This window comes from Streptomyces durocortorensis, from assembly GCF_016901035.1.
Lineage (GTDB): Bacteria > Actinomycetota > Actinomycetes > Streptomycetales > Streptomycetaceae > Streptomyces > Streptomyces durocortorensis.
This window is the reverse complement of the sequence record NZ_JAFEUF010000184.1, coordinates 1-14,293: the sequence shown is the minus strand read 5'-3', so window position 1 is coordinate 14,293 and position 14,293 is coordinate 1. Positions and strand designations below refer to the sequence as shown.

The window sequence follows — 14,293 nt, the reverse complement described above, 5'->3', positions numbered from 1 at the left end:
GCGGGGCGCCGGACCTCGCCGCGTACGACGCGTGGATACGGGAGTTCGCCCAAGGGCTCGGCGCGGGGGCGGCGATCGTGATCCTGGAGCCGGACGCCATCGCCCTCTCCGACTGCCTCAGCGCCTCCGGCCGGGCCGCCCGCTTCGCCTCGCTGGCCCGTGCCGGACGCACCCTGCGTACCGCGAACCCCCAAGTCCGGGTCTACTTCGACGGCGGCCACTCGGGCTGGCACGCTCCCGCGAAACAGGCCGCCGCGCTCAGGGCCGCCGGAGCGGCCGCCGACGGCGACGGCATCTTCACCAATGTGGCCAACTTCCACCGCACCGCCGACGAGACCGCCTACGCCCGCCGGGTCCTCGCCGCACTCGGCGGCCCGGCCACCCTCGGCGCGGTCGTCGACACCAGCCGCAACGGCAACGGCGCGCCCGCCGCCGGTGAGTGGTGCGACCCGGCGGGGCGCGCCTTGGGGCAGACCCCGACGACCCGGACCGGGGAAGCCCGGATCGACGCGTACCTGTGGGTCAAGCTGCCGGGGGAGTCGGACGGCTGCTCGGGCGCGGCGGGCTCCTTCACTCCGGAGTACGCCTACGCCCTGGCCACGGGGTGAGCCGCGGGCCGTCGCCGTACGGCTCAGGTTTTGTCGGGCCCCTCGGTCCCCGGCTTCTCGTCGTACGCCGAGGTCCCCGAATCCAGCAGCGGTTCCTGGGTCTTGAGGTGGGCCGGGGCGAAGGCCCGCAGCACGTGGTAGCCGGTGATCACGACGATCGTGCCGAGCGCGATACCGCCCAGCTCGAAGCTGTCGGTGATCTTCAGGCTGACCCCGCCGACGCCGATGATGATGCCCGCCGCGGCCGGGACGAGGTTCAGCGGATTACGCAGGTCCACCCGGCCGTTGAGCCAGATCTGCGCGCCCAGCAGGCCGATCATCCCGTACAGGATCACCGTGATCCCGCCGAGCACCCCGCCCGGGATCGCCGCGACGACCGCGCCGAACTTGGGGCACAGGCCGAAGAGCAGCGCGAAGCAGGCGGCGGCCCAGTAGGCGGCCGTGGAGTAGACGCGGGTCGCGGCCATCACACCGATGTTCTCGGAGTACGTGGTGTTGGGCGGCCCGCCCACGGCGGTGGAAAGCATCGACGCGGCGCCGTCCGCCGCGATGGCGGTACCGAGCTTGTCGTCCAGCGAGTCGCCGGTCATCTCGCCCACGGCCTTCACGTGCCCGGCGTTCTCCGCGACCAGCGCGATCACCACGGGCAGCGCCACCAGGATCGCCGACCACTCGAAGGCCGGCGCGTGGAAGGTCGGCAGCCCGATCCAGTCGGCCTTGCCGACGGCGGAGAGGTCCAGGCGCCAGTGGTCGACGGCCTCCGGCCCGCCCGCCGGGGAGTGGATCTTCCCGAAGACCAGGTCCAGCACCCAGGACAGCAGGTACCCGAAGACCAGCCCCAGGAAGATCGCGATCCGGGAGAGGAAGCCGCGCAGGCACACCACGGCGAGGCCGGTGAACAGCATCACCGTCAGCGCCGTCCACTGGTCCTGCGGCCAGTACGTGGAGGCGGTCACCGGCGCCAGGTTGAAGCCGATCAGCATCACCACCGCGCCCGTCACCACCGGCGGCATCGCCGCGTGGATGATCCGCGCGCCGAACCGCTGCACGGCGAGACCCACCAGGAACAGGGCCACCGCGACCGCGAACACCGCACCCGTGATGGTGGCGACATCCCCGCCGCTCGCCCGGATCGTGGCCGCGACGCCGACGAACGAGAGCGAGCAGCCCAGATAGCTGGGCACCCGGCCCTTGGTCGCCAGCAGGAAGATCGCGGTCGCGACCCCGGACATCATGATCGCGAGGTTCGGGTCGAGTCCCATCAGGACCGGGGCCACGAACGATGCTCCGAACATCGCCACCACGTGCTGGGCGCCGAGTCCGAACGTACGGGGCCAGGAGAGCCGTTCGTCGGGGCGGACGACCGCCCCGGGCGCGGGGGTCTTCCCGTCGCCGTGCAAGGTCCAGCGCACGCCGAGGCTCATTGGTTGCTCCCTGAAGGTCTGCTCGGTGTGCCGGCCGGTCTGCGACGTCGCGCGACCCGGGGTTCGGTGTTCACCTGCGGAAAGATCAGCGCCATGGTAGTGGTGCGCCAGGTGGAGGCCGCGAGGAGGTCATCCACCGCGCGCGCCGCCGTACCAGGCTCGTGCGCGATCGGTCACCCCACCGCGCCGCCGCGTCAGCCTCCGGCGGCGCTCTTCGTCGTCGTACCCTCGCCGACCGCCGAGCCGGTGACCTTGCGGTCGGCCGACCGCAGCACCCCGGCGCCCAGCACCAGGCCGAAGGCCAGCACCGTCACCACGCCGAACGACACCACCAGCGAGGTCGCCTCGGCCAGCGAGCCGATCGCGGAGGGGGCGATCAGACCCGAGGTGTACGTGATGGTGGCGACGCCCGCGATGGCCTGGCTCGGGTTCGGCCCGCTGCGCCCCGCCGCGGCGAACGCCAGCGGGACCACGACCGCCACGCCGAGGCCCAGCAGCCCGAAGCCGCACATCGCGGCCGCGGGGGAGGGCGCGAACACGACCAGCAGCCCGCCCGCGGTGGCCATCACTCCGCCGGTCCGCACCGTGCGGACCGCGCCGAACCGGTCGACGATCCGGTCCCCGGCGATCCGGGCCACCGCCATCATCAGGGCGAACGCCGTGGTGGACGCGGCCGCGAGACCGTCCGAGCTGTCCAGGACGTCCCGCAGGTAGACCGCCGACCAGTCCAGGCTGGCCCCCTCGGCGAACACCGCGCAGAACCCGATCGCCCCGATGATCAGGGCCGACTTCGGCGGCAGGGTGAACCGCGGCGGCGGCTCCTCGTCCGGGTGGCTCTGGATGTCGAGGACGTCCCGGCAGGCGATCAGGCCCAGCGCCGTGAGCACCAGGGCCGCGACGAGGTGGTGCGTCCGGGCGTCGGTCGCGGTGTGGGCCGCGACCGTGCCCGCCGCCGAACCGATCAACGCGCCCACGCTCCACATGCCGTGCAGTCCCGACATGATCGACTTGTCGAGACGGTTCTCCACCTCGACGCCCAGCGCGTTCATGGCCACGTCGGACATCCCCGCCGTCGCCCCGTAGACGAACAGCGCGGCGCACAGGGTGAGGAGGTTCGGCGCCAGCGCGGGCAGGATCAGCGCCAGGGTCCACAGCGCCAGCAGCCCCCGCAGCGCCGTACGGGCCCCGAAACGATGGCTGATCCGGCCCGCCAGCGGCATCGCGATCGACGCACCGATCGCCGGGAAGGCCAGCGCCAGGCCGAGCTGGCCCGCGCTCACCCCCGCGTGGTCCTGGATCCACGGCACCCGGGTCGCGAAGCTGCCGGTCACCGCCCCGTGGACGGTGAAGACCGCGGCGACGGCGATCCGCGCCCGCTTCACCTGCTGTGTGCTGTAGACCGTGACGGTCGAGTCGTTCGTCATGCCGTCGAGCCCCTCCCCTGGGAATCCTCGGATGCCGGCCGGACCGGCGCTCCCACCGCCTCCGCCGCTTCCGGGCGACGATGCGTGGCGTAAACTATCAGGAACCCTGCCTGATAAATAGTCGTTTCTCTTCGGCCCGGAAATCGGCGGGGCGGCCATCTGGAAGGATCCCGGTATGCCCGCATCTCCGAGCACGGCTCGGGCCATCAACGACCGGCTCGCCCTGCGGCTGCTCCAGCAGGACGGCCCGCTGACGGCCACCCAGCTCAAGACGCTGACCGGACTCTCCCGGCCCACCGTCGCCGACCTCGTGGAACGGCTCCGGAGCGCCGGCTTGATCCGGGTCGTCGGCGAGTCCGGGGCCGTCCGTCGCGGCCCCAACGCCAAGTTGTACGGGATCGTCGCCGACCGGGCCCATCTCGCCGCACTCGACGTGCGCCTCGGCAGCGTCAGCGTGGTCGTCGCAGACCTGCTGGGGGCCACGCTCGCCGAGGACTCGCTGCCGATCGGCAGCGACACCGGCACCGAACCCGCCGTCGAGCTGGCCGCCGCCCTGCTGGAGCGCACCGCCCGCGCGGCCGGGCCCGTTCCCCTGCACAGCGTCGGGATCGGTGCGCCCGGGCTGATCGACCCCGCCACCGGCGAACTGCGCGACAGCTCCGGCCTGCCCGCCTGGCACCGGGGCCTGGTGCGGGAGCTCCAGCGGCGGCTTCCCGCCACCGTCCTGGTGGAGAACGAGACCAACCTCGCGGCCGTCGCGGAACACCGGGAGGGCGCCGCCCGCGACCGGGAGACCTTCGTCCTGCTCTGGCTGGGCCAGGGGATCGGGGCCGCGGTGATGCTGGACGGCAAGCTGCGTCAGGGGGCGTCCGGCGGTGCGGGCGAGATCGGCTTCCTCCCGGTCCCCGGGGTGAGCGGGCTGCCGTCGGCGGTCAACTGCGAGGGCGGATTCCACTCCCTGGCCGGCTCCGGCGCGCTGTGCGAACTCGCCGCCGCGCACGGACTCGTGGACCGCGCGGCGGTGGCCGAGGGCCAGGAGGAGGCGGCCGCCGTGGACGCGGTGCGGGCCGCCCTGGAGGCGGGGGAGGCGGGGGAGCCCTTCCTGAAGGAGGTGGCCGACCGCCTCGCCCTCGGCTCCGCCGCCGTCGTCTCGGTGCTCGACCCCGGATGCGTACTGCTGGCCGGTGCGGTCGGCCATGCGGGCGGGGTCGCGCTCGCCGCCCGGGTCGAGGAACGGCTGGCCGCGATGTCGCCTCTGCGCACCGAGGTCCGCGCCGGTTCGCTGGGCGACGGGGCCGTGCTGCGCGGTGCGCTGATCAGCGCCCGGGACGCGGCGCAGGACGCCTTGTTCGCTCCGGAAGGCTGACGCCCAGGAGCTCCGCTCACCCCAGGTGCCGGTGGCGGCGGTCGAGGAACTCCTCGAACGTCACGGCCCCCTCGGCGTGTTCGGGTGCCAGATGGTCGCCGCGCCGGTAGCCCGCGTACGCCTTGCCCGCCAGCCGGACCGGCACCACCCGCCGCCTGCGCCCGGTGGCCCGCAGGTACGCCCCGGCCAGGTCGGTCAGCGGACGGACCTCGGGGCCGCCCAGGTCGGGCACCCGGCCCGCCGGTCCGCCGAGCGCCAGGGCGGCGAGCCGGGCGGCGACCTCGCCGCTGTCGACGGGCTGGAGTGAAATCTTGGCGGGCACCGGCATCACGGGCAGCCTGGCCGCGCCGGACAGGATGCGCAGGGCCAGGTCGTGGAACTGCGTGGTCCGCAGGATCGTCGCACCGAGCCCGGAGTCCTCGATCATCCGCTCGACCCGGTGTTTGACCGTGTAGTAGCCCAGCGGCAGCCGGTCCACGCCCACGATCGAGATGTAGACGAGATGCGGTGTCCCGGCGCGCCTCGCCGCGTTGATGAGGAACCCCGCCGCCCGGTCGTCGCCGCCGCGCGGGGTGCTGGCGCAGTGGACGATCACGTCCGCCCCCTCGACCGCGGCGTCGAGGCCCTTGCCGTCGCGCAGATCGACGGCGTACGAAGGGGAGCGGCGGCTGAGACCGCGGACGTCGGCCCCTTCGGTGCGCAGCCGCTCCGCGACCTGCCGGCCGAGGGTTCCGGTGGCGCCGGTGACCAGAATCGTCGTCATGGGGCCAGCCTGCCAGAGCGCGGCGCGGCGAGAGCCGCTCACGTCGCGGCGGCGACCGGGGGAAACCGCTCATATCCCGGCGGCGACGGGCGAGATCCGCCCACGGCCCGGCGGCGACCAAGCGGCAACCGCTCATGGCCCGGCGGCCACCAGGCGAGAACCGCCCACGGCCCGGCGTGAGCGGGAAGAGCCGCTGACGCCGGGCCGGACGATACGGGGGAGGGATCAGCAGGCGCCGAGGTCCTTCCAGACGCCCCACTCACCGGTGGTGCCGGGCTTCTCGCCCTTCGTCCACCAGGACGCCTTCCACTGACGGCCGTCCTGGCTGACGGTCGAGCCGCCGCCGTACTCGGTGGCCGCGTTCCACGCCGGGGCCGAGCAACTGCCGCCCGGCTGCGTCGGAGTCGGGGTCGGCGTCGGACCGGTCGGGTCCGGAGTCGGAGTCGGGGTCGGCGTGGGGTTGGTTCCCGTGCCGGGCTCGACCACCGTGGTGCCGCGCGCCAGGTCACCGGCGAGGGCGTAGGACTTGCCGCCGAAGGTCACGGTCCAGTTCGACGGGGTGGAGGTGGGCAGGTAGTAGACGAAGTCCAGCTCCACCGAGGCGCCGGGGGCCAGGCTCTGCCAGGCCGGGAGCTTCAGCGAGACGCGGTTGTAGTCGCCCTTCAGGCCGCCGATGTTGTTGGCCGCCGTGTGGTCGCTGCGGATGATCGTCGTGCCGAAGCCGGACTGGTCCTTGGCGTTGGCCGGGGCGGAGGTGGAGTAGTCGAACTGGAACTCCGTACCGCCGGGCAGCGTGGCCTGGGTCCGGTTGGTGATCTTCAGCTTGGGGCTGATCGGGTAGTTGGAGTCGCCCAGCGGGAACTGCCCGAAGGAGACGTCGACGTTCAGCGCCTCGGTCGGCAGGGCGGTCGTGGCGCGCTTCGCGCCGTACGGGGTGGCCGACTTGAACGCGTCGTACATCGCGGTCGTCAGTGTGGAGCCCGTCTCGTACTGGCCCTTCGCCGCGTTCCACTGGTAGTCGCCCGCCAGCTCCCAGATCATCGTGCCGCCGATGCCCTTGTCCACGACGTAGTCGGCCTTGGCCTTCACCGACTGCTCGTCCTCGGTGGAGAGGAACACCTTCTTCTCGGCGTTCCACAGCCACGGCGCGACCAGCGTGGAGTCGTACTTACGGGCGTACGTGCCGGTCAGCTTGGTGTTCGCGGGGAAGCCGTAGTCGGTGACGTAGTCCCCGACGATGCCCTTCTCCAGGTTCTTCGCGTGCCACATCGGGTTGGAACCGGCGGGCGATTCCTTGCCGTTGGTGTCCTTGTCGTGCCACAGGTTATCGATGCCGACCGCGCCGTCACCGCACTTGGTCAGCCCCGCGCCGGCCGGGCAGTCGGTCGTGGCCGCCTTGCCCCACAGGCCGTCGGTGCCGCCCTGCACGTTCTTGAAGCCGCGGGTGTAGTACGGCAGGCCGATGTTGATGCGGCCGGCCGGCATCGAGCCGCGGAAGTAGTGGTAGGCCCAGTCGGTGTTGAGGTAGCCGAGGCCGCCGTACTGCGAGGTGGTGTAGACACCCGCCTGTGCGAGCTCGTTGTCCTTGCCGTCGTCGAACAGCGAGGCGTTGGGCCCGACGTACTCGTTCCAGGCGCCGTGCAGGTCGTAGGACATGATGTTGACGTAGTCCAGGTACTTCTGCATCTGGTACGTCTCCATGCCCCGCAGCAGGTAGCCGGAGGAGGGGGCGGCGACGGTCAGCAGGTAGTGCTTGCCGTCTGCCTCGCCCGCGCGGTCGAGCTTCTCGCGCAACGTCTTCATCAGGGCGTCGTAACCCTTGACCAGGCCCGCGCGGCGGCCGTTGGCCAGCGTGTGGTCCAGCGGGTTGCCCGCGTCCTTCATCGTGGTGGCGTACTCGTAGTCGATGTCGACGCCGTTGAAGCCGTACTTCTTGATGAAGTCGACGGCCGAGTCGGCGAAGGTGTTGATGCCCGCCTGGTTGACCGAGCCATCGGCGTTGGTGGCCATCGAGTAGAAGCCGCCCGAGTCGACGCGCTTGCCGTCGGGGCCGAAGTAGCCGCCCGTCTCGGCCCAACCGCCCACGGAGACCAGGGTCTTCACGTTCGGGTGCTGCTTCTTGTACTTCGTCAGCAGGTTGAAGTGCCCCTTGTAGGGAAGCGTCGGGTCCATCTCCGCGCCTGCGACACCCGGCCAGGTCATCCCGGTGGAGGCGTTGTCGGCGCTGTCCGGGCCGACCGAGAGCTTGTTGGAGCCGTCGACGTGCGCGAAGGCGTAGTTGAGGTGCGTGACCTTGTCCCACGGGATGTCCGGGACCAGGTAGGCGTCCTTGCCGTCCTTGCCGGTACGCCAGTTGGTGAAGTAGCCGATGACGCGCCGTTTGTGGTCGGCGCCCATCTTCTCGCGTCCGTCGGCGTCGTAGACGGAGCAGTACGGGACGTTGACGCCGGGGGTCTGGTAAAGCCCGTCGGGGCGACAGGAGTTCTGGTCGGCGGCGGCCGAGGGGCCTGCGGCGAGCGAACTCAGCAGCAGCCCGGCGACGGCGGCACCGGCGGCGAGGAGCGTGGCTCTCGCTCGGGTGGGGGACAGCATGTGGTCGTTCCTCCTGGGGAGGTCGGCAGAACACAACTGGCGAAAAGGGGGTGGGTCTGTCGGGGTCCCGGTGTGCGCCCACCGTGGGACCGAACCTCGGAGGTGACGCAGAGATTAAGAGGACTAGACCAGTGCGTCAATAGGTATGGACCTTTAAGGCTCAACTTCGTGAATGACTACGTTGTCGCGTTCGTCCCGACGGGAATGCGCCACGCCTTCCGTGACGCGGCGTGACGCGATCCGCGAATCCTGTGACCCAGCCCACAGTGCTCACCCGCATGGCCGAGAGGCGTCCGTGGCAGACTGGTTCCGTACCAGTAGCAGCGCACTCCGGGGTCGGTGCAATTCCGAACCGGCGGTTACAGTCCGCGACCCGTCCGCAGCCAGCGGCCGGTTGACCAGGTGAAATTCCTGGACCGACGGTTAAAGTCCGGATGGGAGGCAGTGCGCGGCGGGTTGTCATCGGTACGCCGCCGTCGGCGGACGCATGGCCGGGAAGCTCCCGGACGCCGTGCGTTCCTGGCGTTTCCCGTTCTCGGGTTCCCGGCGTTTCCGCAGGTGATCCGCTTCATCTGTCGTCATCGACAGGCCCCGGAGTCCGTGCCCGAAGAGGCAGGAGGACCCGGTGGACACCGCAGCCGACATCACCGCCATGCGCCGAGCGATCACGCTCGCCGCGCGCGGTCTCGGCTCCACCAGCCCCAATCCGGTCGTCGGATGCGTGATCACCGACGCCGCCGGAGCCGTGGCCGGTGAAGGCTTCCATCAGCGCGCCGGAGGGCCGCACGCCGAGGTCCACGCCCTGCGCGCGGCCGGCGACCGGGCCCGTGGCGGCACCGCCTACGTCACCCTCGAACCCTGCAACCACACCGGCCGCACCGGCCCCTGCGCCCAGGCCCTCCTGGCCGCCGGGATCAGCCGTGTCGTGTACGCGGTCGGCGACCCGAACCCGCAGGCCACCGGCGGCGGCGAGACCCTGCGCGCGGCCGGGGTCCAGGTGGAGCAGGGCCTCCTCGCGGACGAGGCCGAGGCGGGCAACGCCGCCTGGCTGGCCTCGGTGCGCCTCGGACGGCCGTACGTCCTGTGGAAGTACGCCGCCACCCTCGACGGCCGCATCGCCGCCGCCGATGCCACCAGCCGCTGGATCACCTCGCCCGAGGCCCGCGCCGACGTCCACCGGCTGCGCGCCGAGGCCGACGCGGTGCTCGTCGGCTCCGGTACCGCCCGCACCGACGACCCCCAGCTGGGCGTACGCGGCGTCGACGGCGCCACCCAGCCACTGCGGGTCGTCGTCGACACGAACGCCACCGCCGTGAAGCCCGGCGCCCGGGTCCTGGACGCCACCGCGCCCACCCTGATCGCCGTCGCCGACGACGCCCAGGCCGGTCACCTCCCCGAGGCCGCCGTCCTGCGGCTGCCCCGCGCCGCCACCGGCCCTGGACTCGACCTCGACGCCCTCCTCGAAGCCCTGCACACCCGCGGCGTCCGCTCCGTACTCCTCGAAGGCGGGCCCACCCTCGCGGGCGCGTTCGTCGCCGCCGGGAAGGTCGACAAGGTCGTCGGCTATCTCGCCCCGGTCCTGCTCGGAGCCGGCCCCGCCGCCCTCGCGGACGCCGGAATCTCCACCATCTCCGAGGCGTTGCGCCTCGATGTGACCGAGACCGCGCCGATCGGCCCCGATCTGCGCGTCACCGCTGTCCCCGCCCCTGCTCGGAAGGGAAACTGAGTGTTCACCGGAATTGTCGAAGAACTGGGTGAGGTCACCGCCGTCGAGCAGCTGGCCGACGCCTCCCGCTTCCGGCTGCGCGGCCCCCTCGTCACCGAGGGCGCGAAGCACGGCGACTCCATCGCGGTCAACGGCGTCTGCCTCACCGTCGTGGACACCGGCGACGGAGAGTTCACCGCCGACGTGATGGCCGAGACGCTGAAGCGCTCCAGCCTCGGCGCCCTCGCCCCCGGCTCCCGGGTCAACCTGGAGCGTCCGATGGCGCTCGGCGGCCGGCTCGGCGGACACCTCGTCCAGGGCCATGTGGACGGCACCGGCACCATCCTCGAGCGCACCCCCTCCGAGCACTGGGAGATCGTCAAGGTCTCCCTGCCCCCCGAGCTGACCCGGTACGTCGTGGAGAAGGGCTCCATCACCGTCGACGGCGTCAGCCTCACCGTCGTCGAGGCGGCGGCCGACTTCTTCACCATCAGCCTCATCCCCACCACCCTCGCCCTGACCACGCTCGGCCACAAGCAGCCCGGCGACCCGGTCAACCTGGAAGTGGACGTCATCGCCAAGTACGTCGAGCGGATGCTCGGCGACCGGGCCGGACAGGACCCGCGATGAACGCCGCCTCCTGGCTCAACTCCGAGGCCTTCACCGTGTTCGGCCAGCACATCAAGTGGTCGGACATGATCGGCAACATCATCGGCCTGATCGCCCTGGCCCTCGGCTGGCGGCGGTCCATCTGGACCTGGCCCGCCCAGCTCCTCTCCGGTGTGATCCTGCTCGTCGCGTTCGCCTCCGCGCACCTCTCCGGCAGCGCGGGCAAGCAACTGGTCGTCATCGTCGTCGCCCTGTGGGGCTGGTGGTCCTGGAACCGCGGCAGGCAGCAGGCCCAGGACGGCTCCATCGCCGTCCGCTTCGCCACCTGGCGCGAGCGCGGCGTGCTGATCGGCGCCGCCGCTCTCGGCACCCTCGCCGTCGGCGGCCTCTTCACCGCGTTCCCGTCGCTGTCCTGGGATCCCTGGCCGGACGCGTACATCTTCGTCGGCACCGTCGTCGCGATGTACGCCCAGGCCCGCGGCATGGTCGAGTTCTGGTTCGCCTGGCTGCTCGTCGACCTGGTCGGCGTACCCCTGAACTTCGCCAACGGATTCGCCTTCTCCGGCTTCGTCTACGTCATCTACGGCGCCCTCGTCCTGTGGGGGATGCGCGACTGGTGGCTGCGTACGCGGACACCCGCTCTGGAAGGAGCCACGGCATGACTGCCCAGCCCACCTGGCTGCACCCCGGCCACGACCCGCTCGCCCAGGACCTCTCCCTGGACCCGGTCGAGCAGGCCGTCCGTGACATCGCCGCCGGCCGGCCCGTCGTCGTCGTGGACGACGAGGACCGCGAGAACGAGGGCGACCTCGTCATCGCCGCCGAGAAGGCGACCCCCGAGATCGTCGCCTTCATGATGAGCGAGTGCCGCGGCCTGATCTGCGCCCCCATGGAGAGCGACGAGCTGGAACGCCTCGAACTGCCGCAGATGGTCGAGGACAACACCGAGTCGATGCAGACGGCCTTCACGGTCTCCGTCGACGCCTCCGCCGCCCACGGCGTGACCACCGGCATCTCCGCCGCCGACCGCGCCACCACCCTGCGGATGCTCGCGGGCGGCGTCGCCGGACCCGGCGACTTCGTCCGGCCCGGCCACATCTTCCCGCTGCGCGCCCGCTCCGGCGGCGTACTCGTCCGCAACGGCCACACCGAGGCCGCCGTCGACCTGGCCCGGCTCGCCGGGCTCCGCCCCGCCGGCGCCATCGTCGAGATCGCCGGCGAGGACGGCGTGATGCTCCGGCTGCCCGAGCTGGTCCCCTTCGCCCGCAAGCACGGTCTGACGATCATCTCCATCGAGGACCTGATCGCCTACCGCCGCAGCAACGAGCCGACCGTCCGCCGCGAGGCCGAGACCCGGCTGCCCACCGCGTTCGGCGACTTCACCGCGTACGGCTACCGCTCCACCGTCGACGGCGTCGAGCACGTCGCCCTGGTCCACGGCGACATCGGTGACGGCGAGGACGTCCTCGTCCGGATCCACTCCGAGTGCCTGACCGGCGACATCTTCCAGTCCCAGCGCTGCGACTGCGGCCCCCAGCTGCACGCCTCCATGCGGCGCATCACCGAAGCGGGCCGGGGCGTCGTCGTCTACCTCCGCGGGCACGAGGGGCGCGGCATCGGCCTGCTCTCCAAGCTGCGCGCGTACGAACTCCAGGAGCGCGGGGTCGACACCCTCGACGCCAACCTGGAGCTGGGCCTGCCCGCCGACGCCCGCGACTACGCCGCCGGCGCCCAGATCCTCAAGGAACTCGGCGTCACCAGCCTGCGGCTGATGACCAACAACCCCGACAAGACCGCGGCCGTCGTCCGCCACGGACTCGCCGTCACCGGCCGGGAACCCATGCCCGTCCAGGCCGGCGAGCACAATCTGCGCTACCTGCGCACCAAGCGCGACCGGATGGGCCACGACCTGCCGTGGCTCGACGGAACCCCGGCGTCGACCTGCGCCAACCAGTAACGAACACCTCTTAACCAGCAACAGCCAGCAACAGGAGAGACATGAGCGGCAAGGGTGCACCCGAACTGTCCGTACGCAACTGCGGCGACCTGCGCGTGGCCGTGATCGCGGCCCAGTGGCACGAGAAGGTCATGGACGGACTCGTCGACGGCGCGCTGCGCGCCCTGCACGAGCTGGGCATCGACGAGCCGACCCTCCTCCGCGTCCCGGGCTCCTTCGAGCTGCCCGTCGTCGCCAAGGTGCTCGCCGGACGCGGCTACGACGCGATCGTCGCCCTCGGCGTGGTCATCAGGGGCGGCACCCCCCACTTCGAGTACGTCTCCCAGGGCGTCACCCTCGGCCTCACCCAGGTCACCGTCGACACCGGTGTTCCCGTCGGCTTCGGCGTACTGACCTGTGACACCGAGGAGCAGGCGCTCGACCGGGCCGGCCTCGAAGGCTCCAACGAGGACAAGGGGCACGAAGCGGTCACCGCGGCCGTCGCCACCGCGGCCACGCTGCGGACCGTCAGCGAACCCTGGCGCTGAGTGCCCTTCGGCGACCCCGTATTCTGAGGAGCATCATGGCGAACAAAACCTTCGAAGAGCTCTTCACCGAGCTCCAGCTCAAGGCCGCCGAGGGCGACCCCGCGACCTCCCGCACCGCCGAACTGGTCGGCAAGGGTGTCCATGCCATCGGCAAGAAGGTCGTCGAGGAGGCCGCCGAGGTCTGGATGGCCGCCGAGTACGAGGGCAAGGAAGCCGCCGCCGAGGAGATCTCCCAGCTGCTGTACCACGTCCAGGTGATGATGGTCGCCCGCGGGATCTCGCTCGACGACGTCTACGCCCATCTCTGAGCAGACACCTGCCGGCATCTCCGAGCAGACACCTGCCAGCCCGTCCCGCAACCCCTTCGCACAAAGGAAACCTGACCTCATGCTGCGCATCGCCGTCCCCAACAAGGGTGCAATCTCCGGGCCTGCGATGGCGATGCTCCATGAGGCGGGCTACCGGCAGCGCAAGGAGTCGAAGGAACTGGTCCTCGTCGACCCGACGAACGAGGTCGAGTTCTTCTACCTGCGGCCGCGCGACATCGCGATCTACGTCAGCTCCGGCAAGCTCGACATCGGCATCACCGGACGCGACCTGCTGCTGGACTCCGGGGCGGACGCCGAGGAGATCCTCCAGCTCGGCTTCGCGCGTTCCACCTTCCGCTACGCCACGAAGCCCGGCACGGCCACCGGCCCGAAGGACTTCACCGGCATGACGATCGCCACGTCCTACGAGGGCATCGTGGCGAAACACCTGGCCGACCAGGGCGTCGACGCCTCCGTCGTGCACCTCGACGGCGCCGTCGAGACCGCCATCGAGCTCGGCGTCGCCCAGATCATCGCCGACGTCGTCGAGACCGGCACCAGCATGCGCAACGCGGGCCTGGAGATCATCGGCGAGCCGATCATGAAGTCGGAAGCCGTGGTGATCCGCCGCACCGGCGCCCCCGCCGACGACCCCAAGGTGCAGCAGTTCCTCCGCCGCCTCCAGGGCGTCCTGGTCGCCCGGTCCTACGTGATGATGGACTACGACTGCCGCGTCGAGCACCTGGAGCGCGCCGTCGCCCTCACCCCGGGCCTGGAGTCGCCGACCATCTCCCCGCTGCACCACGAGGGCTGGGTCGCCGTCCGCTCCATGGTCGCCGCCAAGGAGGCCCAGCGGATCATGGACGACCTGTACGAGCTCGGCGCCCGCGCCATCCTCACCACGGCCATCCACGCCTGCCGCCTCTGACGGCCCCGGCCACCCCGCACCCCCGGCCCGGGCCCGGACGCGACACGTCGGAGTCCTCCGCAAGGTTCACCCACTCCCCCAC

The 14,293-nt window shown here is 71.5% G+C and carries 13 protein-coding genes and 1 riboswitch; of the genes, 9 read left to right on the top strand and 4 right to left on the bottom strand.

Annotation, left to right across the window (positions count from 1 at the left end; genetic code table 11):
- On the top strand, positions 1 to 608 hold a 608-nt coding region (locus tag JS521_RS26610; RefSeq protein ID WP_205085509.1), incomplete at its 5' end, for a glycoside hydrolase family 6 protein.
- A gap of 23 nt (positions 609 to 631) precedes the next feature.
- Here the strand turns inward: JS521_RS26610 and JS521_RS26605 are convergent.
- On the bottom strand, positions 632 to 2,032 hold the full coding sequence (locus JS521_RS26605; protein ID WP_205085508.1) for a uracil-xanthine permease family protein: 1,401 nt from the start codon (positions 2,030 to 2,032) through the stop codon (positions 632 to 634).
- A 194-nt stretch (positions 2,033 to 2,226) separates the two neighbouring features.
- Positions 2,227 to 3,456 carry an MFS transporter gene (locus JS521_RS26600; protein WP_205085507.1) on the bottom strand — a complete coding sequence of 410 codons (1,230 nt, stop codon included), beginning with the start codon at positions 3,454 to 3,456 and terminating at the stop codon, positions 2,227 to 2,229.
- A 175-nt stretch (positions 3,457 to 3,631) separates the two neighbouring features.
- Between JS521_RS26600 and JS521_RS26595 the strand changes: the two genes are divergently transcribed.
- Positions 3,632 to 4,822: an ROK family transcriptional regulator gene (locus JS521_RS26595; protein WP_205085506.1), complete on the top strand. Its 1,191-nt coding sequence runs from the start codon at positions 3,632 to 3,634 to the stop codon at positions 4,820 to 4,822.
- Positions 4,823 to 4,838: 16 nt separating this feature from the next.
- On the opposite strand, the gene JS521_RS26590 is transcribed toward JS521_RS26595, so the two are convergent.
- Positions 4,839 to 5,585 carry an SDR family oxidoreductase gene (locus JS521_RS26590; protein ID WP_205085505.1) on the bottom strand — a complete coding sequence of 249 codons (747 nt, stop codon included), beginning with the start codon at positions 5,583 to 5,585 and terminating at the stop codon, positions 4,839 to 4,841.
- 225 nt (positions 5,586 to 5,810) lie between these two features.
- Positions 5,811 to 8,177 (bottom strand): chitinase C-terminal domain-containing protein, encoded by a 2,367-nt coding sequence (locus JS521_RS26585; RefSeq protein WP_205085504.1) that lies wholly within the window; start codon positions 8,175 to 8,177, stop codon positions 5,811 to 5,813.
- A 321-nt stretch (positions 8,178 to 8,498) separates the two neighbouring features.
- Positions 8,499 to 8,629, top strand: a riboswitch (FMN riboswitch).
- 173 nt (positions 8,630 to 8,802) lie between these two features.
- Here JS521_RS26585 and ribD point away from each other — a divergent pair.
- The 7 genes from ribD to hisG all read left to right on the top strand — a co-directional run bounded on the left by ribD (position 8,803) and on the right by hisG (position 14,211).
- Complete coding sequence (ribD, locus tag JS521_RS26580) at positions 8,803 to 9,903, top strand: bifunctional diaminohydroxyphosphoribosylaminopyrimidine deaminase/5-amino-6-(5-phosphoribosylamino)uracil reductase RibD (RefSeq protein ID WP_205085503.1); 1,101 nt, start codon at positions 8,803 to 8,805, stop codon at positions 9,901 to 9,903.
- The gene (locus tag JS521_RS26575; RefSeq protein WP_030722462.1) at positions 9,904 to 10,512 is read left to right on the top strand and encodes a riboflavin synthase; all 609 of its coding nucleotides are present in this window, start codon (positions 9,904 to 9,906) and stop codon (positions 10,510 to 10,512) included. It begins immediately after the preceding gene.
- Positions 10,509 to 11,153, top strand: a complete 645-nt coding sequence (locus JS521_RS26570; protein ID WP_205085502.1) for a nicotinamide mononucleotide transporter family protein — start codon at positions 10,509 to 10,511, stop codon at positions 11,151 to 11,153. The genes JS521_RS26575 and JS521_RS26570 overlap by 4 nt, the downstream gene beginning before the upstream one ends.
- Positions 11,150 to 12,448 (top strand): bifunctional 3,4-dihydroxy-2-butanone-4-phosphate synthase/GTP cyclohydrolase II, encoded by a 1,299-nt coding sequence (locus tag JS521_RS26565; protein WP_205085501.1) that lies wholly within the window; start codon positions 11,150 to 11,152, stop codon positions 12,446 to 12,448. The genes JS521_RS26570 and JS521_RS26565 overlap by 4 nt, the downstream gene beginning before the upstream one ends.
- Positions 12,449 to 12,489: 41 nt before the next feature.
- Positions 12,490 to 12,975 carry a 6,7-dimethyl-8-ribityllumazine synthase gene (gene ribH / locus JS521_RS26560; protein ID WP_003970409.1) on the top strand — a complete coding sequence of 162 codons (486 nt, stop codon included), beginning with the start codon at positions 12,490 to 12,492 and terminating at the stop codon, positions 12,973 to 12,975.
- A gap of 35 nt (positions 12,976 to 13,010) precedes the next feature.
- Entirely contained in the window at positions 13,011 to 13,283 is a 273-nt protein-coding gene (locus tag JS521_RS26555; protein WP_015607321.1) for a phosphoribosyl-ATP diphosphatase, read from the top strand.
- 79 nt (positions 13,284 to 13,362) lie between these two features.
- Entirely contained in the window at positions 13,363 to 14,211 is an 849-nt protein-coding gene (hisG, locus tag JS521_RS26550) for an ATP phosphoribosyltransferase (RefSeq protein ID WP_205085500.1), read from the top strand.
- The last annotated feature ends 82 nt before the right edge of the window (positions 14,212 to 14,293 follow it).